This window comes from Actinomadura scrupuli, from assembly GCF_050971785.1.
GTDB classification, from domain to species: domain Bacteria; phylum Actinomycetota; class Actinomycetes; order Streptosporangiales; family Streptosporangiaceae; genus Actinomadura_E; species Actinomadura_E scrupuli.
The window spans coordinates 129,815-151,680 of the sequence record NZ_JBPCCU010000001.1 but is presented as its reverse complement, the minus strand read 5'-3'; the positions used below and the strand labels follow the sequence as shown (position 1 = coordinate 151,680).

Annotated in this window: 20 protein-coding genes; 1 reads left to right on the top strand and 19 read right to left on the bottom strand. The window is 69.1% G+C overall.

The window, feature by feature from the left end; genetic code table 11:
- Positions 1-347: 347 nt before the first annotated feature.
- Together msrA and ACRYCC_RS00740 are read right to left on the bottom strand one after the other, a co-directional pair.
- Positions 348-1,007 carry a peptide-methionine (S)-S-oxide reductase MsrA gene (gene msrA / locus ACRYCC_RS00745; RefSeq protein ID WP_433807565.1) on the bottom strand — a complete coding sequence of 220 codons (660 nt, stop codon included), beginning with the start codon at positions 1,005-1,007 and terminating at the stop codon, positions 348-350.
- Positions 1,008-1,121: 114 nt separating this feature from the next.
- Positions 1,122-1,739 (bottom strand): class I SAM-dependent DNA methyltransferase, encoded by a 618-nt coding sequence (locus ACRYCC_RS00740; protein WP_433807563.1) that lies wholly within the window; start codon positions 1,737-1,739, stop codon positions 1,122-1,124.
- Between the two features lie 67 nt (positions 1,740-1,806).
- Between ACRYCC_RS00740 and rarD the strand changes: the two genes are divergently transcribed.
- Positions 1,807-2,730, top strand: coding sequence for an EamA family transporter RarD (rarD, locus tag ACRYCC_RS00735; protein ID WP_433807561.1), 924 nt, complete (start codon positions 1,807-1,809; stop codon positions 2,728-2,730).
- 187 nt (positions 2,731-2,917) lie between these two features.
- Here rarD and ACRYCC_RS00730 read toward each other — a convergent pair whose 3' ends face one another.
- The 17 genes from ACRYCC_RS00730 to ACRYCC_RS00650 form a co-directional block, all read right to left on the bottom strand.
- Entirely contained in the window at positions 2,918-3,922 is a 1,005-nt protein-coding gene (locus tag ACRYCC_RS00730) for a polyprenyl synthetase family protein (RefSeq protein WP_433807559.1), read from the bottom strand.
- A 28-nt stretch (positions 3,923-3,950) separates the two neighbouring features.
- Positions 3,951-5,519, bottom strand: a complete 1,569-nt coding sequence (gene nuoN / locus ACRYCC_RS00725) for an NADH-quinone oxidoreductase subunit NuoN (protein WP_433807557.1) — start codon at positions 5,517-5,519, stop codon at positions 3,951-3,953.
- Complete coding sequence (locus tag ACRYCC_RS00720; RefSeq protein ID WP_433807555.1) at positions 5,516-7,120, bottom strand: NADH-quinone oxidoreductase subunit M; 1,605 nt, start codon at positions 7,118-7,120, stop codon at positions 5,516-5,518. The genes nuoN and ACRYCC_RS00720 overlap by 4 nt, the downstream gene beginning before the upstream one ends.
- 1 nt (position 7,121) lies before the next feature.
- A complete protein-coding gene (gene nuoL, locus ACRYCC_RS00715; protein ID WP_433807553.1) occupies positions 7,122-9,023 on the bottom strand; it encodes an NADH-quinone oxidoreductase subunit L in 1,902 nt (633 codons plus the stop codon).
- Between the two features lie 11 nt (positions 9,024-9,034).
- Positions 9,035-9,325: an NADH-quinone oxidoreductase subunit NuoK gene (gene nuoK, locus ACRYCC_RS00710; RefSeq protein ID WP_433807551.1), complete on the bottom strand. Its 291-nt coding sequence runs from the start codon at positions 9,323-9,325 to the stop codon at positions 9,035-9,037.
- A complete protein-coding gene (locus ACRYCC_RS00705) occupies positions 9,322-10,101 on the bottom strand; it encodes an NADH-quinone oxidoreductase subunit J (protein ID WP_433807549.1) in 780 nt (259 codons plus the stop codon). Before ACRYCC_RS00705 ends, nuoK begins: the two co-directional genes overlap by 4 nt.
- Complete coding sequence (nuoI, locus tag ACRYCC_RS00700) at positions 10,098-10,694, bottom strand: NADH-quinone oxidoreductase subunit NuoI (protein WP_433807547.1); 597 nt, start codon at positions 10,692-10,694, stop codon at positions 10,098-10,100. The genes ACRYCC_RS00705 and nuoI overlap by 4 nt, the downstream gene beginning before the upstream one ends.
- Complete coding sequence (gene nuoH / locus ACRYCC_RS00695; RefSeq protein ID WP_433807545.1) at positions 10,681-11,988, bottom strand: NADH-quinone oxidoreductase subunit NuoH; 1,308 nt, start codon at positions 11,986-11,988, stop codon at positions 10,681-10,683. The genes nuoI and nuoH overlap by 14 nt, the downstream gene beginning before the upstream one ends.
- Positions 11,985-14,432, bottom strand: coding sequence for an NADH-quinone oxidoreductase subunit G (locus ACRYCC_RS00690; protein ID WP_433807543.1), 2,448 nt, complete (start codon positions 14,430-14,432; stop codon positions 11,985-11,987). The genes nuoH and ACRYCC_RS00690 overlap by 4 nt, the downstream gene beginning before the upstream one ends.
- Positions 14,432-15,733, bottom strand: a complete 1,302-nt coding sequence (gene nuoF / locus ACRYCC_RS00685; RefSeq protein ID WP_433807541.1) for an NADH-quinone oxidoreductase subunit NuoF — start codon at positions 15,731-15,733, stop codon at positions 14,432-14,434. Before nuoF ends, ACRYCC_RS00690 begins: the two co-directional genes overlap by 1 nt.
- Entirely contained in the window at positions 15,730-16,437 is a 708-nt protein-coding gene (gene nuoE / locus ACRYCC_RS00680; protein ID WP_433809884.1) for an NADH-quinone oxidoreductase subunit NuoE, read from the bottom strand. The genes nuoF and nuoE overlap by 4 nt, the downstream gene beginning before the upstream one ends.
- 74 nt (positions 16,438-16,511) lie before the next feature.
- Positions 16,512-17,867: an NADH-quinone oxidoreductase subunit D gene (locus tag ACRYCC_RS00675; RefSeq protein ID WP_433807539.1), complete on the bottom strand. Its 1,356-nt coding sequence runs from the start codon at positions 17,865-17,867 to the stop codon at positions 16,512-16,514.
- On the bottom strand, positions 17,864-18,610 hold the full coding sequence (locus tag ACRYCC_RS00670) for an NADH-quinone oxidoreductase subunit C (RefSeq protein ID WP_433807537.1): 747 nt from the start codon (positions 18,608-18,610) through the stop codon (positions 17,864-17,866). The genes ACRYCC_RS00675 and ACRYCC_RS00670 overlap by 4 nt, the downstream gene beginning before the upstream one ends.
- Positions 18,607-19,161 carry a NuoB/complex I 20 kDa subunit family protein gene (locus ACRYCC_RS00665; RefSeq protein WP_433807535.1) on the bottom strand — a complete coding sequence of 185 codons (555 nt, stop codon included), beginning with the start codon at positions 19,159-19,161 and terminating at the stop codon, positions 18,607-18,609. The genes ACRYCC_RS00670 and ACRYCC_RS00665 overlap by 4 nt, the downstream gene beginning before the upstream one ends.
- Before the next feature lies 1 nt (position 19,162).
- The gene (locus ACRYCC_RS00660; protein ID WP_433807533.1) at positions 19,163-19,525 is read right to left on the bottom strand and encodes an NADH-quinone oxidoreductase subunit A; all 363 of its coding nucleotides are present in this window, start codon (positions 19,523-19,525) and stop codon (positions 19,163-19,165) included.
- 239 nt (positions 19,526-19,764) lie between these two features.
- Positions 19,765-21,009 (bottom strand): geranylgeranyl reductase family protein, encoded by a 1,245-nt coding sequence (locus ACRYCC_RS00655; protein WP_433807531.1) that lies wholly within the window; start codon positions 21,007-21,009, stop codon positions 19,765-19,767.
- A 134-nt stretch (positions 21,010-21,143) separates the two neighbouring features.
- Positions 21,144-21,842, bottom strand: a complete 699-nt coding sequence (locus ACRYCC_RS00650; RefSeq protein ID WP_433807529.1) for a demethylmenaquinone methyltransferase — start codon at positions 21,840-21,842, stop codon at positions 21,144-21,146.
- Between the last annotated feature and the right edge of the window lie 24 nt (positions 21,843-21,866).

The following is a 21,866-nucleotide window of genomic DNA, read 5'->3' as shown; positions in this document are numbered from 1 at the left end:
AAGGGGGGACATGATCACAATGGCACGGCAACAGCTGGTCAAGCGCCCCAAGCCCCCGCGTCAGCCCATCACGCCCGACCTGCGGTCCCCTTCCGGGCGGGTACTCCCCTACTGAACCCATCACCGAGCCGACCTGCGTACGGTCACTCCCCCTGACTCAGGGCACGATCGTCGGGCGCGCCACGGAAGACCTCGAGCGAGTGCGCGACCAGGTCGCGCACTCGCTCTCTTCATCTCCGGCGCTCGCCACCTGTGTCGAAGTGCCGGTGCGAGGTAGTCGTCGGAGCCGAGAGGGCGGCCGTGTCTCCACGGGATCGGCTTGCAGGACGGCCCAGGCGGCCGCCTGTTCAGCCATCTGCCGGGGCGACTCCGATGGGGCAGGACAGGCCGGTGCCGCCGATGCCGCAGTAGCCGTTGGGGTTCTTCGTCGCGGACAGGTACTGCTGGTGGTAGTCCTCGGCGAAGTAGAACTCGCCGGCCTGGGTGATCTCGGTGGTGATCTTGTCGTAGCCCGCCGCGGTCAGTACCGCCTGGTAAGAGTCCCGGGAGGCCTCGGCGGCGACCCGCTGGTCTTCGTTGCGGTAGAAGATCGCGGAGCGGTACTGCGTGCCGACGTCGTTGCCCTGGCGCATGCCCTGGGTCGGGTCGTGGGTCTCCCAGAAGACCCGTAGCAGGTCGGTGTAGGAGATCTGGGCGGGGTCGTAGACCACCCGTACGGCCTCGGTGTGACCGGTCAGCCCGGAGCAGACCTCTTCGTAGGTGGGGTTGGGCGTGTAGCCGCCCGCATAGCCGGCGGCGGTCGAGAGCACGCCGGGCGTCTCCCAGAACTTCCGCTCCGCGCCCCAGAAACAGCCCAGGGCGAACTCGGCGATCTCCGCGCCCTCGGGGTAGGGGGGCGCCAGCGGGCCGCCCAGCACTTCATGACGCGGTGGGACCGGCAGAGGCACGTCCCGGCCTGGGAGCGCCTTCTCCGGAGAGACCATCTGTGACTTCGCGAATCCGAACACGCTCCCAGGCTAACTCGCCGACCGGCCTGCCATGCGCGTAGCCAGGTGCATGTAAGGCTTTCGTTCGGTATAGCCGGTGCCCGGCGAGCAGGACGACGACCTGGGGCGGCGCGGTCAGGGCCGGCGGGCGAGAACGTACGCCCGGGTGGTCGCGACCTCGCTCTCGTAGGGCTTCCGCTCGACGTAGGCGTCGGCGGAGAGGCCGGCCTCCTCCAGAGCGCCCTCCACGACATCGCGCCGATAGAACTGGAAGTCCAGCGAGACCTCATGGCCCCAGAGCTCGTCGAAATGCCGGAGCTCGTCGCCGAGATGGAACGACAGCAGGAGGGACCCGCCCGGACGCAGCACCCGGAAGAACTCGGCGAAGACCCCTTCGAGCTGCGAAGGCGGCACATGGATGATCGAGTAGAACGCCGCGATCCCGCCCCAGGACCGGTCGGGCACCGGCAGCGCGCGCATGTCGCCCACCTGGAAGCCGATGCCCGGATGCCGCTGTGCGGCGATCTCCACCATGCGCGGCGAGAGGTCCATCCCCAGCGACGGCGCGCCGTGGTCGTGGAGATGGCGGGCCACCTGACCGGGGCCGCAACCCAGGTCCGCGATCGGCCCCAGGCCTCCGACCCGTTCGGCGAGCAGCCCCAGCAGCAGCCGGTCGAGGGGTTTGCCCGCCAGCTCCCCCAGGAAACGGTCGGCGTAGTCGAGGGCCAGCCGGTCATAGCTCTCCGCCGTCATCCGGCCCTCCTTGATCGACATTACCGTGGAGCCAGTTGACTACTTACGCCCTGATATTCTACCGATCATGGTGGATCGTCGCGGAATGTTGTTCGGAGTCGCGGCATACGTCATGTGGGGGGTCTTCCCGCTCTACTTCCCCCTGTTGAAGCCCGCCGGGCCGTCGGAGATCCTGGCGCAGCGGATCATCTGGTCACTGGTCGCCGTGCTGCTGATGCTGGCCGTACGGCGGCACTGGTCGTGGGTACGGGACCTCGTCCGGCGGCCGAAGAAGCTGATGCTGCTCGCGCTGGCCGCAGTGGTGATCACCGTCAACTGGGGCATCTTCATCTACGCCGTCAACAACGACCGCACGCTCGAAGCCTCGCTGGGTTACTTCATCAACCCGCTGCTCAGCGTGCTGTTCGGAGTAGTGATCTTCCGGGAGCGGCTGCGGCCGTGGCAGTGGGCCGCCATCGGGCTGGGCGTGCTCTCCGTGGTGGTATTGACCATCGGCTACGGTCGGCTGCCGTGGATCGCGTTGCTCCTGGCCGCCTCGTTCGGGACGTACGGCCTGATCAAGAAGTTCGTGAACATGCCGTCGGCGGAGAGCCTCGCCACCGAGACCTTCATCATCTTCCTGCCCGCGCTCGCCTACGCGGTGTACGTCCAGTCGCAGGGCACCGCCGACTTCGGCCACCACGGCGCCGGGCACGCACTGCTGATCGTGGGCACCGGGCTGGTCACGGCGGTGCCGCTGATGCTGTTCAACGCCGCGGCCATCCGCATCCCGATGAGCACCCTCGGGATGCTGCAGTACCTCGCGCCGGTCCTGCAGTTCCTCATCGGCCTGCTGGTCCAGCACGAGGCCATGCCCGCCACCCGCTGGGCGGGCTTCCTGCTGGTCTGGGCCGCCCTGGTCACCTTGAGCGTGGACGGCCTGCGCAACGCCCACCGCAACCGCGCGAACCTGCCCCGCCCGCTGCCGGAACCGGCACTCCAGCGAGGCTAGACCCCCCTCAGACCACGACCCGGACACCCCGACCTTCCGTGATCATGCAATCAATCGTCGATTGATTGCATGATCACGGCGGGTGAGGGATGGGGCGGGCGGGTGGCGGGCGCGCCGGTGGGACGTGCGTGCCGGTGGGGGCGGTGCGGGGGTGGGTGGGGTCAGCGGGTGGGGTCAGCGGGTGGGGTCAGCCGGTACGGGAGACCACGTAGTCGCACAGGCCCTCGAAGGCGGCCCGCACCGGTACGTCCGGCAGGGTGAGCAGCTCGCCGCGGGCGTCCTCGGCCCACTGGCGCAGGTCGGTGTTCGCCCGGTCCATCGCGGGGTGGGCGCGCAGCAGCGCCAGCGCCTCGGCGTGCAGGGCGTCGTCGGTGAGGTCGGTGACCAGCAGCTCGCGCAGCCGGGCGTCGCCGGGGCTCCCGGCGCCCAGCCCGGACAGCACATGGTGCATCGGCAGGGTGCGGATGCCCTCGCGGAGGTCGGTGCCGGGGGTCTTCCCCGACTGGTCGGCCTCGGAGGTGATGTCCAGGATGTCGTCGGAGAGCTGGAAGGCCACACCGATCTTCTCGCAGGCCGAGGTGATCGTGTCGACGACGTGCGAGGGGGCACCGGACAGCAGCGACCCGAACTGCCCGGAGGTGGCGATCAGCGACGCGGTCTTGTCCGCCACCACCTGCAGGTAGTGCTTGAGCGGATCGGCGTCCGAGGTGGGCCCCACCGTCTCCTGGATCTGGCCGCGGACCAGCCGCGCGAAGGAACGGGCCTGGATGCGCACCGACTCGGGGCCGAGGTCGGCCAACAGGTCCGAGGCGCGGGCGAAGAGGTAGTCGCCGGTGAGGATGGCCACGGTGTTGGTCCACCGGTTGTTGGCCGACTCCTGGCCCCGGCGCATGACCGCCTCGTCCATGACGTCATCGTGGTAGAGCGTGGCCAGATGGGTCAGCTCCACCACGACCGCCGCGGGAACGATCCCGGGTGCGGAGGGGTCGCCGAAGTGGGAGGCGAGCAGCACCAGCATCGGCCGGAACCGCTTGCCTCCGGCGTCGACCAGATGCCGTGAGGCGTCGGCGAGGAGAGCGTCGTCGCTGGACACCGAGTCGAGCAGCAGCTCCTCCACCTCGGCGAGCCGCCCCTGCATGTCCGCGGCGAGCGCATCGTCAACGGTCAGCCCGAACGGAATCGCGCTACTCACCCAAACCCCCTGCTCGACCCATCGGCCTCTACCGCACGAAAAGCTGCGAAGCCGCTTGCTCGGCAAGGTCGAGCATCGGCTGCGGCAGCACACCGAGTACAACAGTAGCCGTCGCTCCGAGGGCCACCGCCGCCGCGGTCGGCACGCTGGCGACGACGACGGGGCCGTCCGCCTCCGGCTCGCTGAAGAACATCACCACGATGACCCGGAGGTAGAAGAAGGCCGCGATCGCGGACGAGACCACACCGATGATCACCAGCGGAGTGGCGCCGGCCTCGATGGCCGCCTGGAACACCGCGAACTTACCGGTGAACCCGCTGGTCAGCGGGATACCGGCGAAGGCCAGCAGGAAGAAGGCGAAGACGCCGGCGATGAGCGGCGAACGCTTGCCCAGCCCGGCCCACCGGCTCAGGTGACCGGCCTCGCCACCGGCGTCGCGCACCATGGTGATCACCGCGAACGCGCCGATCGTGGTGAAACCGTACGCCGCCAGGTAGAACAACGTGCCCGACAGGCCGGCCTTGGAGACGGCGATCACACCGGTCAGCAGGAAGCCCGCGTGCGCGATGGAGGAGTAGGCCAGCATCCGCTTCACGTCGGTCTGGGTGATGGCGATCACAGCACCGACGATCATGGTGATGATCGCGACGCCCCACATCATGGGCCGCCAGTCCCACTTGAGGTTCTCCAGCGCCACGTAGAACACCCGGAGCGTGGCGCCGAAGGCCGCCACCATGGTGCAGGAGGCCATCAGCGCGGTGATCGGGGTGGGAGCGCCCTGGTAGACGTCCGGCTTCCAGGCCTGGAAGGGCACCGCGCCGATCTTGAACAGCAGGCCCACCGCCAGCAGCGCCACTCCGGCCAGCAGCAGGATCTCGCTGCCGGCGTTCCGCGAGGTGGCGGCCGCGATGTCGGAGAACCGCACCGATCCGGCGTAGCCGTACAGCAGCGCCGTGCCGTAGAGGAAGAAGGCCGAGGAGAACGCGCCCAGCAGGAAGTACTTGACCGAGGCCTCCTGCGAGAGCAGCCGGCGCCGGCGGGCCAGCCCGCACATGATGTACAGCGGGAGGGACAGCACCTCGAGGGCGACGAACATGGTCAGCAGGTCGTTGGCCGCCGGGAACAGCAGCATTCCGCCCACCGCGAACAGCATCAGCGGGTAGACCTCGGTCTGGAAGGCGCCCGAGGCCAGGCTCTCCCGCTCGGCCTCACTGCCCGGCAGCGCGGACGCCTGCGGGGTGAACGCGCTGTTCTCGCGCTCGGCGATGAGCAGCAGGCTCACCAGCGCGAGCACCAGGATCGTCCCCTGGAGGAACAGCGTGGGCCCGTCGATGCCGACCGCGCCCTCGGCCGCCACGTGGAACGGCTTGTCCTTGAAACCCAGCACGAGGGTCCACACGAAGGCGCCGGCCAGGCCGAAGAAGGCCAGCGGGACCTGGATCGGCTGCCGCCAGTCCCGGTTGGCCAGCGCCTCGACCAGCACCCCGGCGATGGCCACGCCGAACACCAGCAGCATCGGGCCCAGTTGCCCGTACTCGATGTGCGGGGAGGGGATCTCCCCTTGCGCGACCGTGTTGATCACTACCTGGCCGGTCACGGGCGTACTCCCTTTTCAGCGAGCTTCACAGTGGGATTGGGATCCTGCATCTGGACCCGCTCCAGCGTCTTCGAGACCGACGGATTGATCACGTCGAGCACCGGCTTGGGGAAGAAGCCGAGGGCCACGATGATCGCGATGACGGGGGCCACCACGACCAGCTCGCGCCACGACAGGTCCTTCATGCCCTTGACCCGCTCGGCCGTGGGGCCGTTCATGGTCCGCTGGTACATCCACAGGATGTAGACGGCCGCGAGGATCATGCCCAACGTGGCGATCACGGCCGGCACCCTGTAGCGGGTGAACGTGCCCACCAGCACCAGGAACTCCGACACGAACGACGACAGCCCGGGCAGCGAGAGCCCCGACAGCCCGGCTACCAGGAAGGTGCCCGCCAGCAGCGGGGCGACCTTCTGTACGCCGCCGTACGCGTCGATCCGGGCCGAACCGCGCCGGGAGATCATGAACCCGGCGACCAGGAACAGCGCCGCGGTGGAGAAGCCGTGGTTGACCATGTAGAGCGTCGCGCCGGACTGCCCCTGCGAGGTCATCGCGAAGACGCCCAGGATGATGAACCCGAAGTGCGAGATCGAGGTGTAGGCGATCAGGCGCTTGAGATCGACCTGGCCGATGGCCAGCACCGCGCCGTAGATGATGCCGACCACCGCGAGCGTTATCACGACCGGGGTGGCCCACTTGGCGGCACCGGGGAAGAGCTCCAGGCAGAACCGCAGCATGCCGTACGTGCCGACCTTGTCCAGCACTCCGACGATCAGCACCGCCGCACCCGCGGGCGCCTGCCCGGCCGCGTCCGGCAGCCAGGTGTGGAAGGGCACCATCGGGGCCTTGATCGCGAAGGCGATGAAGAAGCCCAGGAACAGCCACTTGGCGGTGGTGGGGTCGATGTTCGCCTTGATCAGGTCGCCGAACATGAAGCTGGCTATGTGCTCGCCAGGCTTACCGGTTTTGCCACCCAGGTTCTGCTGGGCCGACAGCACGTACAGCCAGATCACCGCGACGAGCATGAGCAGCCCGCCGAACAGCGAATAGAGCAGGAACTTGACCGCGGCGTACGAGCGCTGCAAACCGCCGAAGGACCCGATGATGAAGTACACCGGGATCAGCATGGCCTCGAAGAACACGTAGAACAGGAAGACGTCGGTCGCCGCGAAGACGCCGATCATCATCGCCTCGAGGATGAGCAGCAGCGCGAAGTAGGTCTTCACCGACCGCTTCGGCGCCACCTCGGCGGCACCGCCCGAACGATCCGCGTCGTGCCACGACGCCAGGATGACCACCGGTACGAGGATGACCGACAGCAGGATGAGCACCAGGGAGAGGCCGTCGACGCCGAGCCCCCAGTGCACTCCGAACTGGCTGATCCAGTCGTACTTCTCTTCGAGCTGGAAGCGATGCCCGTTCGCGGGGCCGTTCGTGGCGAACTGCGTGGTCATCGCCAGGGTCAGCACCGCGACCACCGAGGACACGACGAGCGCGCTGATCTTGGCCAGCTCGTCACTGCCCTTGGGCAGGAGGGCGACCCCGAAGGCGCCCAGTACGGGCAGCGCGATGAGGACGCTCAGCCAGGGAAACTGGTGCACGTCAGATCCTCACCAGGAGCAGGGCGCCGACCAGGACGGCGGCACCGAGGAACATGGACAGGGCATAGGTACGGGCGAAACCGGTCTGGACCTTGCGAAGCCGCCCGGACGAACCGCCGATGGTGGCGGCGAGGCCGTTGACCACCCCGTCCACCCCCTTGTTGTCGAAGAACACCGCGAGCCGGGTCAGCCACTGCCCGGGACGCATGACCAGCGACTCGTTGAGCGCGTCGCCGTAGAGGTCCCTGCGGGCGAAGGTGGTGACCGGCGACCCCTGGGGCGCCTCGCGCGGCACCGGCCGGGAGCCGTACAGCCGCCAGGCGATCAGCAGGCCGATGACCACCAGCACCAGCGTGGCGATCCCGTACGGGGTGACCAGGTGGTGGGCCTCCTCCTGCTCGCCCACGACGGGCGCGAGGAAGTCACCGAACCGGTTGCCCAGGATCAGGAAGCCACCGGAGGCGACCGAGCCGACCGCCAGGATCCACAGCGGGACGGTCATCACCTTGGGCGACTCGTGCGGGTGCGCGTCCTCGTCCCAGCGCTTCTCGCCGAAGAAGGTCATGAAGATCAGGCGGGACATGTAGAAGGCGGTGATGGCGGCGCCCAGCATGGCCGCGCCGCCGAGGATCATCCCGGAGGTGCCGCCCTTCTCGAAGGCGGCGTCGATGATGCCGTCCTTGGTGAAGAAGCCGGCGAACGGCGGGACGCCCAGGATGGCGAGGTAGCCCAGCAGGAACGTGATGAACGTGGCCGGCATGACCTTGCGCAGCGCGCCGTATTTGCGCATGTTCACGTCGTCGTTCATGGCGTGCATGACCGACCCGGCGCCCAGGAACATCCCGGCCTTGAAGAAGCCGTGGGTGATCAGGTGCGCGATGGCGAAGACGTAGCCGGCCTTGCCGAGACCGGCGGCCAGCATCATGTAGCCGATCTGCGACATCGTCGATCCGGCCAGGGCCTTCTTGATGTCGTCCTTGGCGCAACCGATGATCGCACCGGCCAGCAGCGTGGCGGCGCCGACGATGGTGACCGCCAGCCGGGCCTCCGGCGACAGGTCGAAGATCGCGTGGGACCGGACGACCAGGTAGACACCGGCGGTGACCATCGTCGCGGCGTGGATGAGGGCCGACACCGGGGTCGGGCCCTCCATCGCGTCCAGGAGCCAGGACTGCAGCGGGAGCTGGGCGGACTTGCCGCAGGCGCCGAGCAGCAGCAGCAGGCCCATCGCGGTGACGACGTTGGGCGACGCCTGGCCGACCGCGCCGAACACCCCGGTGAAGCCGACCGTGCCGAAGGTGGCGAACATCAGCAGGATCGCGATCGACAGGCCGAAGTCACCGACCCGGTTGACGATGAAGGCCTTCTTGGCGGCGACCGCGGCGCTGGGCTTGTACTGCCAGAAGCCGATCAGCAGGTACGAGGCGAGACCGACGCCCTCCCAGCCGATGTAGAGCCCCAGGTAGTTGTCGGCCAGCACCAGCAGGAGCATCGCCGCCACGAACAGGTTGAGGTAGGCGAAGAAGCGCCGCCGGTCCGGGTCGTGCTCCATGTAGCCGATCGAGTAGATGTGGATCAGTGATCCCACACCGGTGATCAGCAGCACGAAGCTGATGGACAGCGGGTCGATGAGCAGGCCCATGTCCAGCTTGAAGGAGCCGACCACGAAGTACTCGTAGAGGTGCAGCGACCGCACCCGCTCCTCACCGGAGTAACCCAGCATCTGCACGAACGCCGCCACTCCGACGACGAACGAGCCCAGCGCCATCGCGCAGGCGAACAGATGACCCCACTTGTCCGTCCGGCGGCCACCCAGCAACAGGACAGCGGCACCGGCCAGAGGCAGGGCGATGAGGAGCCAAGCCAGGGACTGCACGCCCTCGGCACTCAACACGGCCTTCATTGACACACGTCCTAGTACTTCAGCAGGTTCGCGTCGTCGACCGACGAGGACCTGCGGCTTCGGAAGATCGCCATGATGATCGCCAGACCCACCACGACTTCGGCTGCGGCCACGACCATCACGAAGAAGGCGATGATCTGGCCGTCGAGGTTGCCGTGCTGGCGGGAGAACGTCACGAACGCGAGATTGGTCGCGTTGAGCATCAGCTCGACGCACATGAACACCACGATGGCGTTGCGGCGGATGAGCACGCCCACCGCGCCGATGGAGAACAGGATCGCCGAGAGGATCAGGTAGTTCACTTCTCTGCCTCCGCCTTCTCGACCTCCGCCTTGACGGCCGCGACGTCCTCGTCGATCGCCTCCTGCACGGTGTGGCCGTACAGGTCGGCGTGCCGCTCCGGAGTGTCCGGGCGCCGGGCGATGACGGGGTTGACCGACAGCTCCGAGACGGTGCCGTCGGGCAGCAGCGCGGGCATGTCCACGGCGTTGTGCCGGGCGTAGGTGCCCGGCCCGGGAAGCGGCGCCGGGTGCCCGCCGACCTTGAAGCGCTCCTCGGACAGCTGCCGCTGGGTGGCCTTCGGCGAGGTCCGCTCGCGGTGTGCCAGCACCATCGCGCCCAGCGCCGCGGTGATCAGCAGCGCGCTGGTCACCTCGAAGGCGAAGACGTACTTGGTGAAGATCAGCGTGGCCAGGCCGAAGACGTTGCCCTCGGCGTTGGCCTGCTTGAGACCCCGGGCGCCGCCCAGCGCGACATGACCGAAGCCGGTGACCAGCAGCACCACGAACGCGAGACCCGCGACGCCGGCCAGCAGCCGCTGCCCGCGGATGGTCTCGACCAGCGAGTCCGTCGAGCTCACCCCGACCAGCATGATCACGAACAGGAAGAGCATCAGCACCGCGCCGGTGTAGACGATCACCTGGACGAAGGCCAGGAACGGCGCGTCCTGCGCGGCGTAGGCGAGGGCCAGCGAGAGCATCACCACCGCCAGCATCAGTGCCGAGTGGACGGCCTTGCGCATGAAGATCATGCCCATGGCCGCCGGCACCGACAGGATGGTGACCAACCAGAAGATCACTTTTTCTCAGCCTCCTTGCGGACCGCCTCGTCCACACCGGCCCGGCCGCCGCCCTCGGAGGGGATCTTCGGAGCCGCCGCGTCGTCGCTGAGGCCGAGACGGTAGTAGTCCTCCTCGGTCTCCCCGAGCCGCATGGCGTGCGGCGGCGGCTCCATGCCCTCGCGCAACGGCGCGAGCAGCATGTCCTTGGTGTAGATCAGGCTCTCCCGGCTGTCGTCGGCGAGCTCGTACTCGTTGGTCATCGTGAGCGCCCGGGTCGGGCACGCCTCGATGCACAGCCCGCACAGGATGCAGCGCAGGTAGTTGATCTGGTAGACGCGGCCGTAGCGCTCGCCCGGCGAGAACCGCGCCTCCTCGGAGTTGTCGCCGCCCTCGACGTAGATCGCGTCCGCCGGGCAGGCCCAGGCGCACAGCTCGCAGCCGATGCACTTCTCCAGCCCGTCCGGCCAGCGGTTGAGCTGGTGCCGGCCGTGGAAGCGCGGCGCCGGCGGCAGCTTCTGCTCCGGGTACTGGACCGTCTCCGGCTTGGTCAGCAGCTGGTGGAAGGCGACCCCGAAGCCCTTGACGGGGTTCAGGAAATCAGTGAAGCCCACTGGGGACCTCCTTGTGGGTCGTGCCGGGAGTCCCGGACACGACACCGTGGTAGTGGGGTGCGTCGAGTGGCGGTACGGGGAACCCGCCGGCGGCGGGATCCACGGCATCCGCCGCGGGGAGATCCGCTTCGGTCTCCTGGCGCCTGTCCTTCCCGGAGAACGCGTCCCAGGCGAAGGAGAGCGCCAGCAGGGCGAGGATGGCCGCACCGCCCCAGAACCAGATCTGCTGCTGACTGGCCCCCTGCCGGCCGGCCGTCTTGATGGTGGCCACGAGCAGGATCCAGCCGAGCGAGATCGGCATCAGGACCTTCCAGCCCAGCTTCATCAGCTGGTCGTAGCGCACCCGCGGCAGCGAGGCGCGCAGCCAGATGAAGAAGAAGATGAACAGCCAGATCTTGACCAGGAACCACAGGACCGGCCACCAGCCCTCGTTGGCGCCCGACCAGACCGTGGAGATCGGCGGCGGCGCCCGCCAGCCGCCCAGGAACAGCGTGGTGGCCAGCGCCGACAGGGTGGCCAGGTTGATGTACTCGGCCAGGAAGAACATCGCGAACTTCAGCGAGGAGTACTCGGTGTGGAAGCCGCCGACGAGCTCGCCCTCGCCCTCGGGCAGGTCGAAGGGGATCCGGTTCGACTCGCCCATCATCGTGATGATGTAGATCACGAACGACGGGGCGAGCAGCACCGCGTACCAGATGTGCTGCTGACCGGCCACGATCTGCGAGGTCGACAGCGACCCGGCGAACATGAACACCGCCACGAAGGACAGGCCCATCGCGATCTCGTAGGAGATCACCTGCGCGCTGGACCGGAGCCCGCCGAGCAGGGAGTACGGCGACATCGACGACCAGCCGGCCAGCACGATCCCGTAGACGCCCATCGAGGACATCGCCAGCACCAGCAGCACCGCGACCGGGAGGTCGGTGCCCTGGAGCTGCGTCTGGTGACCGAAGATCGACACGCTCGGGCCGAACGGGATGATGATGAAGGAGATGAAGGCGGGGACCGCCGACACCACCGGCGCCAGCCAGAACACGGTCTTGTCGACCTGGCTGGGGACGATGTCCTCCTTGAGCGCCAGCTTGACGCCGTCCGCGAGGCCCTGGAGCAGGCCGAAGGGCCCGGCCCGGTTGGGCCCGATCCGCAGCTGCATCCGGCCGATGACCCGCCGCTCCACCCACATGGACAGCAGGACGGTCACGACCAGGAAGACGAAGACGACCAGGACCTTGGCGAGGATCAGCCACCAGGGGTCGCAGCCGAACCCTGCCAGGCCGTCCGTGGTGCACTTCACGCGGCACCTCCAGAGGAGAGCTTCACGACTGCTCCGGCGTCCACCCCGAGGTCGCGGTGGACCGCGCAGCCCAGAGAGTTGGCCGGCAGCCAGACCACCCGGTCGGGCATGTCCGGGACGATTTCGAACGGCACGGTCACCGAGCCGTGGTCGGTCGCGACCGTCACGGTGTCCGAGGCCACGATCTCCAGCGCGGTGGCGGCCGACAGCCGGGCGACCGGCGCCTTGGCCGTGCCGGCCAGGTGCGGCTCACCGTCCTGCAGCCGGCCCGCGTCCAGCAGCAGCCGCCAGGTGGCCAGCAGTGCCTCACCCCGCTCAGGGTGCGGCCGCAGCCTGCCGGACACGCTGGGCGGCTCCGGCCGGGTGCCCTTGTAGCCGCCCAGCTCGGTGAGCTCGGCTCGGGCCACCTCGGGACCGGGCAGGCCCAGGTGCACGTCCATCTCGGCGGCGAGCGCGTCCAGCACCCGCAGGTCCGACATGGCGCCCGGGACCCGCAGCGCGACGTCGAAGGGACGGCCGCGGCCCTCCCAGTTGACGAACGTGCCGGCCTTCTGGTCGACGGTCGCGACCGGGAAGACCACGTCGGCCCGGTCGGTGACCGCGCTGACCCGCTGCTCCAGGCTCACCACGAACGGGGTCGCCTCGATGGCGGCCAGCGTCGCCGCCGGGTCGGGCAGGTCGTAGGGGTCGACGCCGCCGATGACCAGCGCCCCCAGCTCCCCGGCCGCCGCGGCGGCGAGGATCTGGGCGGTGTCGCGGCCCGGCTGGGCCGGCAGGTCGCTGACGTTCCACACCCGGGCGACCTCGGCCCGTGCGGCCGGGTCGGTGACCGGGCGGCCGATCGGCAGCAGGCCCGGCAGGGCGCCCGCCTCGATGGCCCCCCGCTCGCCCGCGCGCCGGGGCACCCAGCAGAGCCGGGCGCCGGTGACGTGCGCCAGCCGTACCGCGCTGGACAGCGCGCCGGGGCTGGCGGCCAGCCGCTCACCGACGAGGATGACCGATCCGGGCAGCTTGAGCGCCTCGGCGGCGTCCGACGGCTCGGTCACCAGTGACCCGAGCGCCTCGGCCTCGCCGCCCGGGAGCGCCGGGAGCAGCGTGCCGCTCACCTTCTCCAGGCCGCGGGTGGCGTACGGGGCGATCCCGTACACCTTCAGGCCGTGCTGCCGGGCCGCCTTGCGGAGCCGCAGGAAGACGATCGGCGACTCCTCCTCCGGCTCGAAGCCGGCCAGCAGCACCGCCGGTGCCTTCTCGAGGTCGCGGTAGGAGACCTCGATGCCACGGCCCGCCACCGAGGAGGCCAAGAACTCGGCCTCCTCACGGGAGTGCGACCGGGCCCGGAAGTCGACGTCGTTGCCGGCCAGCGCCAGCCGGGTGAACTTGGCGTAGGCGTAGGAGTCCTCCAGGGGCAGCCGGCCACCGGCCAGCACCCCCGCCGAGCCGCGGGCGGCGGCCAGGCCGCGGGCCGCGATGGTCAGCGCCTCCGGCCACGAGGTCGGCTCCAGCACGCCCTCCTCGTTGCGGACCAGCGGGGAGGTGAGCCGGTCGGGCAGGGTCGCGTAGGCGAACGCCCACCGCCCCTTGTCGCAGTTCCACTCCTCGTTGACCTGCGGGTCGTCCCCGGCGAGCCGCCTGGTGACCTTGCCCCGCCGGTGGTCGGTACGCTGCGCGCAGCCCGACGAGCAGTGCTCGCAGATGCTCGGCACCGAGACCAGGTCGAACGGCCGGGCCCGGAAGCGGTAGGCGGCACCGGTCAGCGCGCCGACCGGGCAGATCTGCACGGTGTTGCCGGAGAAGTACGACTGGAACGGCTTGCCGTCGGCGATGCCGACCTGCTCCTTGGCACCGCGCTCGAACAGGTCGATGAAGGCGTCACCGGCGACCTGCGCGGAGAACCGGGTGCAGCGGGCGCACTGGATGCAGCGTTCCCGGTCCAGCAGCACCTCGGAGGACAGCGGCAGCGGCTTGGGGAAGGTGCGCTTGGTCTCGATGAAGCGCGTCTCGCCCCGGCCGTTGGACATCGCCTGGTTCTGCAGGGGGCACTCGCCGCCCTTGTCGCAGACCGGGCAGTCCAGCGGGTGGTTGATCAGCAGCATCTCCATGACGCCGTGCTGGGCCTTGTCGGCCACCTCCGACGTGAGCTGGGTCTTGACCACCATGCCCTGCGCCACCGTGATGGTGCAGGACGCCTGCGGCTTGGGCATCCCGCGCCCGTTGCCGGCGTCCGGGATCTCGACCAGGCACTGGCGGCAGGCGCCGACCGGGTCGAGCAGGGGGTGGTCGCAGAACCGGGGGATCTGGATCCCGAGCAGCTCCGCCGCCCGGATGATCAGAGTGCCCTCGGGCACCTCGATCTCGAAACCGTCGATGGTGAGGCCCACCATCGGCACGGCCACTTCCTGCGGCTCCTCCGCGGCGGCAGAGCCACCGCTGACCGTCACCGTCATCAGGCGTTACCCCCTGCCCAAACCGTGGACTTGGCGGGGTCGAAGGGACAGCCGCCGTGCTCGAAGTGCCGGAGGTACTCGTCGCGGAAGTACCTGATCGACGAGTGGATCGGGCTGGTCGCGCCGTCGCCCAGCGCGCAGAACGACCGGCCGAGGATGTTGTCGGCGATGTCGTTGAGGGTGCCGAGGTCCTCCTCGGACCCCTGGCCCTTCTCCAGCCGGGCCAGCACCTGCTTCAGCCAGTACGTGCCCTCCCGGCAGGGAGTGCACTTGCCGCAGGACTCGTGCTCGTAGAACGCCGTCCACCGCAGCACGGCCCGCAGCACGCAGGTCGTCTCGTCGAAGATCTGCAGTGCCCGGGTGCCGAGCATGGAGCCGGCCGCCGCGACGCTCTCGAAGTCGAGCGGCACGTCGAGATGCTCCGGCGTGAGGATGGGGGTGGACGAGCCACCGGGGGTCCAGAACTTCAGCTGGTGCCCGGCCCGGATCCCGCCGGCCATGTCGAGCAGCTCGCGCAGCGTGATGCCGAGCGGTGCCTCGTACTGGCCGGGGCGGGTGACGTGCCCGGAGAGCGAGAAGATCCCGAATCCCTTGGACTTCTCGGTGCCCAGCGACGCGAACCAGTCGGCGCCGCTGTCGACGATCGAGGGAACGCTGGCGATCGACTCGACGTTGTTGATGACAGTGGGGCCGCCGTAGAGGCCCGCCACCGCGGGGAAGGGGGGCTTGAGCCTGGGCTGGCCCCGGTATCCCTCCAGCGAGTCGAGCAGCGCCGTCTCCTCGCCGCAGATGTAGGCGCCGGCTCCGCAGTGCACGATCAGTTCCAGGTCGTAGCCGGAGCCGAGGATGTCCGTGCCGAGGTAACCGGCCGCGTACGCGTCCGCCACCGCCTGCTGGACCCGGCGGATGACGTGCAGGACCTCGCCCCGGATGTAGATGAAGGCGTGGTTGGCGCGGATGGCGTACGCGCTGATCACGCAGCCCTCGATGAGGGCGTGCGGATCGGCCATCATCAGCGGGATGTCCTTGCACGTGCCCGGCTCGGACTCGTCCGCGTTGACGACCAGGTAGGTCGGCTTGGTGCTGCCCTTGGGGATGAAGCTCCACTTCATGCCGGTGGGAAAGCCCGCGCCGCCGCGGCCGCGGAGGCCGGAGTCCTTGACCGAGGCGATCAGGTCGTCCGGGGTCATGCCGAGCGCCTTGCGCAGGGCCCGGTAGCCGCCGTTGCGCTCGTACGCCTCCAGGGTGAAGGAGTCCGGCTGATCCCAGTTCCTGGTGAGGATGGGAGTGAGAGTGGTCACAGGTTCACGTCCTCCTGGTTCCCGGAGGCCATCGGGCCGGTGGCCGGCTCGTGCGGCTCCGGGTGTCCTTCCGCCGGCGGTGCCTGCCAGCCCTGCTCCTTGGCCAGCTCCAGGCCGACCAGGGATCGCGGTCCGGCCTGCGGGCCCTCCAGCGCCTTGCCGTCGGGGAAGCCCGCCAGCACCCGGGAGGCGGCCTTCCAGGTGGAGAGGCTGTCCGGCCCGCGGGAGGGCAGGACCTCCTTGCCCACGCGCAGGTCGTCGACCAGCCGCTTGGCCTTCTCCGGGGTCATGTTGTCGTAGAACTCCCAGTTGACCGTCATCACGGGCGCGTAGTCGCAGGCGGCGTTGCACTCGATCCGCTCGAGGCTGATCTTGCCGTCCTCGGTGGCCTCGTTCTGGCCCACTCCGACATGTTCCGACAGCTCCGACCAGATCTGGTCACCGCCCATCACCGCGCACAGCGTGTTGATGCAGACGCCGACGTGGTAGTCGCCGACGGGCCGGCGCTTGTACTGGGTGTAGAAGGTCACCACACCCGTCACTTCGGCCTCGGTGATGCCCAGCACCTGCGCGCAGAAGGCGACACCGTTCCTGGTGACGTAGCCCTCCTCGGACTGCACCAGGTGCAGCAGCGGCAGCAGCGCCGAACGCGGCCTGGGATAGCGCGCGATGATGTCCTTGGCGTCTCGCTCGAGACGCTCCATGACCTCGGGTTCGAAGCCAGTGCTCACGGTCGTGCTCCCCCTATCACTCGCAAGCTCGCTCGGCTGCTCGCCGCTCATCGGTCCACACCCCCCATCACGGGGTCGATGCTGGCCACGGCGGCGATGACGTCGGCCACCATGCCCCCTTCGCACATGGCGGCGGTGGCCTGCAGGTTGGTGAAGGACGGCTCCCGGAAGTGCACGCGGTACGGCCGGGTGCCGCCGTCGCTGACGATGTGCGCCGCGAGCTCCCCGCGGGGCGACTCCACGGCGGTGTAGACCTGCCCGGCCGGGACCCGGAAGCCCTCGGTCACCAGCTTGAAGTGGTGGATGAGCGCCTCCATCGAGGTCCCCATGATGTGCGCGATGTGCGCCGGGGAGTTGCCCATGCCGTCGGCGCCGATCGCGAGCTGCGCCGGCCAGCCGATCTTCTTGTCCTCGATCATCACCGGGCCCGATTTGGCCGACCCGGTGGTCAGCCGCTCCAGGCACTGCTCGATGATCTTGAGCGACTCGTCCATCTCGGCCATCCGGACGAGATAACGGCCGTAGACGTCGCAGGAGGTCTCGGTCGGGACGTCGAAGTCGTAGGTCTCGTACCCGCTGTACGGCTCGGTCTTGCGCAGGTCCCAGGGCAGCCCGGCCGAGCGCAGGATCGGGCCGGTGATGCCCAGCGCCATGCACCCGGTCAGGTCCAGGTGGGCGATGCCCTGCGTACGAGCCTTGTAGACCGGGTTGTCGTCCAGGAGCTTGCGCATCGCCTGCAGGCGCCCCGGCATCCGCTCCAGATACTCACGGATCTTGTCGCTGGACCCGGGCGGCAGGTCCTGGGCCACCCCGCCCGGCCGGATGTAGGCCATGTTCATCCGCAGGCCGGTCACCAGCTCGAAGATGTCGAGGGTGTACTCCCGCTCGATGAAGCCGTTGAGCATGACGGTGGTGGCGCCCAGCTCCAGGCCGAACGTCGCGATCGCGACCAGGTGCGAGGAGATCCGGTTGAGCTCCATCATCATCACCCGGATCACCTGCGCCCGCTCCGGGATCCGGTCGGTGATGCCGAGCAGCTTCTCCACGCCCATGCTGTAGGCGGCCTCGTTGAACAGCGGCGCCAGGTAGTCCATCCGGGTGCAGAACGTGCTGCCCTGCGTCCAGGTCCGGAACTCCATGTTCTTCTCGATGCCGGTGTGCAGGTAGCCGATCCCGACCCGGGCCTCTTTGCAGGTCTCGCCGTCGAGGGTGAGGACCAGCCGGAGCACCCCGTGCGTGGAGGGGTGCTGCGGGCCCATGTTGATGACCAGCAGTTCCTCGGGGGAGTCCGCGGCGCCCTTGACGACGTTGTCCCAGTCCTGCCCGGCCACGTTGAGGACCGTGCCCTCGGCGGTGCCGTCGTCGGTGGCGGCCGCGGCGTAGGCGTCATAGGTGGTACTCATACGTACGTCCTCCGCTCGTCCGGCGGCGGAACCTCGGCGCCGCGGTACTCGACGGGGATGCCGCCGAGCGGGTAGTCCTTGCGCTGGGGGTGCCCCACCCAGTCGTCCGGCATCTGGATCCGGGTCAGCGCGGGGTGACCGTCGAAGACGATGCCGAAGAAGTCGTAGGTCTCGCGCTCGTGCCAGTCGTTGGTCGGATAGATCGACACGATGGAGGGGATGTGCGGATCCTCGTCGGGGCAGCTGACCTCGAACCGGATCCGCCGGTTGTGGGTCATCGACAGGAAGTGGTAGACGGCGCGCAGCTCGGCGCCGGTCTCCTGGGGGTAGTGCACACCGGAGACCCCGGTGCACAGCTCGAACCGGAGCTTCAGGTCGTCCCGCAGGGTCTGCGCCGCCTGTGGCAGGAAGGCCCGCCGGACATGGAAGGTCAGCTCGCCGCGGTCGACGACCACGCGCTCGATCGCGTCACCGAACTCGGGGAAGGCACGCTCCAGCTCGTCGTGGACCTCGTCGAACCAGCCGGGCTCGCCGGCGCCGTTCGGGTCGCCGAAGGGCCGGGGGGACGACACCTGGGCGGCCCGCCGGACGACCAGGCGGCCGTAGCCGGAGGTGTCGCCGGTCGTCTTCGCGCCGAACATGCCGGTGCGGGTGATCGGCCGCTCCGGCTGGGCCGCGTCGGGCGTGGCCGGCAACTGGTCGGCGGCCTGCTCGGCCTGCTGCTCGGGGTGCTGGGAGCTCATGAGGACACCCCCGTCTGGTTGAGCAGCGGCAACTGCCTGACCTTGGAAAGCTCGAGTTCCTGGATCTGCTTGGCACGGTGCGGGCCCAGCTTGGTGTTCTGGATCTTGTCGTGCAGCTTCAGGATGGCGTCCAGCAGCATCTCGGGCCGCGGCGGGCAGCCGGGCAGGTAGATGTCCACCGGGACGATGTGGTCGACGCCCTGGACGATGGCGTAGTTGTTGAACATGCCGCCGCTGGAGGCGCACACGCCCATCGCGATGACCCACTTGGGCTCGGACATCTGGTCGTAGATCTGCCGCAGCACCGGCGCCATCTTCTGGCTGACCCGGCCCGCGACGATCATCAGGTCGGCCTGCCGGGGGGTGGCCGATGCCCGCTCCATCCCGAACCGGGCGAAGTCGTGCCGGGGGTCGCCCGTGGCCATCATCTCGATCGCACAGCAGGCGAGGCCGAACGTCGCCGGCCACACCGAACTCTTACGCGCCCATCCGGCGACCTGCTCGACCGTGCTCAGCAGGAAGCCGCTCGGGAGCTTCTCCTCTAGACCCATTTCAGTCCCACTCCAGACCGCCACGCCGCCAGATATAGGCGTACGCGACCAGAACGGTGAAGATGAACAGCACCATCTCGATGAGACCGAACCACCCCGCGAACCTGTTGAACGCCACGGCCCACGGGTAGAGGAAGATGATCTCGATGTCGAAGACGATGAACAGCATCGCCGTGAGGTAGTACTTCACCGGGAAGCGCCCGCCGCCGGGAGGCTGCGGTGTCGGCTCGATCCCGCACTCGTAGGCTTCGAGCTTGGCCCGGTTCCAGCGCTTGGGGCCGGTGAACGCGGCCATCACCACCGAGCCGGCGGCGAAGGCGAACGCCAGCACGCCCAGCACGACGATCGGAACATAGAGATCCATCAGCCTCTACACCCCCTTCTCAAAACGTACGGTGTTGATCCCGGTGCCCGTGACGGAGGGGCTTCGCCCCTCGGCGCCGCAAAGGGCGCGCACGGAGTGTACCTGCGGGATGCCCCAGGTCACGGCCCGGAGAGTCACCCTAGTCAGAGCCAACATCGCCTATCCTCTCGGGGTCTCCGTTCGGGAGGACCCAACAAGGTCGGCCCTGTGGTGGGTCGGCCCAGTGCAGCGGTGTCATGTCATGCGGCCGGGGCCACCTTCGACATGGCATTGATGATCCGGTCCATCGCGTCGCCACCCCGCGGATCCGTGAGGTTCGCGAGGAGTTTCAGCGTGAAGCGCATCAGCGTGGGGTGCGGCAGGCCGTGCCTGGTCGCGAACTTCATCACCCGGGGGTCCCCGATGGCCTTCACGAACACCCGGCCGATCGTGAAGTACCCTCCGTGCGTCTCCTTCAGGATGCGCGGGTACTCGTACAGCGCCCGCTCCCGCTGGGCGGGGGTGGGCCGGGCCAGCGCCTGCACGATGATGTCGGCGGCGAGGTGCCCCGACTCCATGGCGTAGTCGATGCCCTCGCCGTTGAACGGGTTGATCATGCCTCCGGCGTCGCCGACCAGCAGCATGCCCCGGGCGTAGTGCGGCTGCCGGTTGAAGCCCATCGGCAGCGCGGCGCCCCGGATCGGGCCGGTGGCGTGTTCCTCGTCGAACTGCCACTCCTCCGGCAGCCCGGCGCACCAGCGCTTGAGCATCCCCCGGTAGTCGGTGTTCTGGAACGACTTGCTGGTGTTGAGCAGGCCGAGCCCGACGTTGGAGGTGCCGTTGCCGACCCCGAAGACCCAGCCGTAGCCGGGGAGCAGCCGCTCGCCGTCCCACAGCTCCAGCCACGACTCGAGGTAGTCGTCGTCGTGCCGCGGGTTTGTGTAGTAGCGGCGTACCGCGACCCCCATCGGGCGGTCATCGCGCTTGCGCACGCCCATGGCGAGGGAGAGCCGGGTGGAGTTGCCGTCGGCGGCCACCACCAGCGGGGCGCGGTACTCGTTGCCCTGCTTGTCGACGACACCGATGATCCGGTCCGTGCGCTCGTCCAGGATGGGGCCGGTCACGTTGACGCCCTGGAGCAGCTGGGCGCCGACCTTCGCGGCACGATCGGCGAGCAGCTGGTCGAGATCGAGCCGGGCGCGCACCAGGCCGAAGTCCGGGAAGCTGGCCAGCTCGGGCCAGGGCAGCTCGAGCTTGACCCCGCCGCCGTAGATGCGCAGCCCCTTGTTGCGGATCCAGCCGGGCGCGTCGATGTCGACGCCCATGGCGATCAGCTGCTTCACGGCCCGGGGGGTCAGGCCGTCGCCGCAGACCTTGTCCCGGGGGAAGGTGGCCTTCTCCAGCAAGAGGACGTTCAGGCCCGCCTGGGCGAGGTAATAGGCCGTCGTGGAGCCGGCAGGCCCGGCCCCTACGACGATGACGTCGGCCTCACGTGTCTCGGTCACGAGTTTCCTCTTCGCGCTCGTTCGCTTGTGAAGTACTTCACAAAGGCCCTCAGGGAGTCTATTCCTTTACGGGGACCACTGGGTACCCGATGACTTGCTTGGTTTGGACCGTTTCATCCAGATTCGGGCGGGACTTATGTCCGTACGGCGTGATGCAGGGCCACCACCCCGAAGGAGAGGTTGCGCCAGCGGACCTTCTCCCACCCCGCCCGGCGCAGCACCCCGGAGAGTTCCCGCTGGTCAGGCCAGGCGAGGGTGGACTCCCCCAGGTACCGGTAGGAGTCCGGATTGGAGCTCACCCTGCCCAGCAGCGGCAGCCCGTACCGCAGGTGCAGCCGGTGGCCGCGGTCCAGCAGCCCGTTCGGCGGGTGGCTGACCTCGCAGACCAGCAGGCGGCCGCCCGGCTTGGTCACCCGGAGGAGCTCCCGCAGCGCCAGGTCCGTGTCCGCGACGTTGCGCAGCCCGAACGAGATCGTGACCGCGTCGAACGAGGCGTCGGCGAACGGCAGCCGCAGCGCGTCGCCCGCGACGAACTCCAGCCCCTCGGTGCCCGCCTGGCGGCGGACCCCGACCCGGAGCATGCCCAGGGAGAAGTCGCAGGCCACGACCTGTGCCCCCGCCTCGACGAAGGGGATCGACGACGTGCCCGTGCCGGCCGCGAGATCGAGGATGCGCTCACCGGGGCGGGCGTCCAGCGCCGCGACGACGGCATGCCGCCAGCGCCGGTCCAGCCCGCCCGTCATCAGGGCGTTGAGCAGGTCGTAACGCTCGGCGGTGCGGTCGAACATCGCCGCGACGTCGGCGGGCTGCTTGTCGAGAGAAGCGCGGGTCATGCTCGCAAGCCTCGCAGATCCGCG

Bases quoted from the DNA above. Each gene is read 5' to 3' on its own strand.
- rarD (WP_433807561.1), top strand. From the start codon at position 1,807: ATGGTGGATCGTCGCGGAATGTTGTTCGGAGTCGCGGCATACGTCATG.
- nuoE (WP_433809884.1), bottom strand. From the start codon at position 16,437: ATGGAGCGTCTCGAGCGAGACGCCAAGGACATCATCGCGCGCTATCCC.
- ACRYCC_RS00740 (WP_433807563.1), bottom strand. From the start codon at position 1,739: ATGACGGCGGAGAGCTATGACCGGCTGGCCCTCGACTACGCCGACCGT.
- ACRYCC_RS00675 (WP_433807539.1), bottom strand. From the start codon at position 17,867: ATGAGTACCACCTATGACGCCTACGCCGCGGCCGCCACCGACGACGGC.
- ACRYCC_RS00690 (WP_433807543.1), bottom strand. From the start codon at position 14,432: ATGACGGTGACGGTCAGCGGTGGCTCTGCCGCCGCGGAGGAGCCGCAG.
- ACRYCC_RS00665 (WP_433807535.1), bottom strand. From the start codon at position 19,161: ATGGGTCTAGAGGAGAAGCTCCCGAGCGGCTTCCTGCTGAGCACGGTC.
- nuoL (WP_433807553.1), bottom strand. From the start codon at position 9,023: ATGAAGGCCGTGTTGAGTGCCGAGGGCGTGCAGTCCCTGGCTTGGCTC.
- ACRYCC_RS00660 (WP_433807533.1), bottom strand. From the start codon at position 19,525: ATGGATCTCTATGTTCCGATCGTCGTGCTGGGCGTGCTGGCGTTCGCC.
- ACRYCC_RS00650 (WP_433807529.1), bottom strand. From the start codon at position 21,842: ATGACCCGCGCTTCTCTCGACAAGCAGCCCGCCGACGTCGCGGCGATG.
- ACRYCC_RS00670 (WP_433807537.1), bottom strand. From the start codon at position 18,610: ATGAGCTCCCAGCACCCCGAGCAGCAGGCCGAGCAGGCCGCCGACCAG.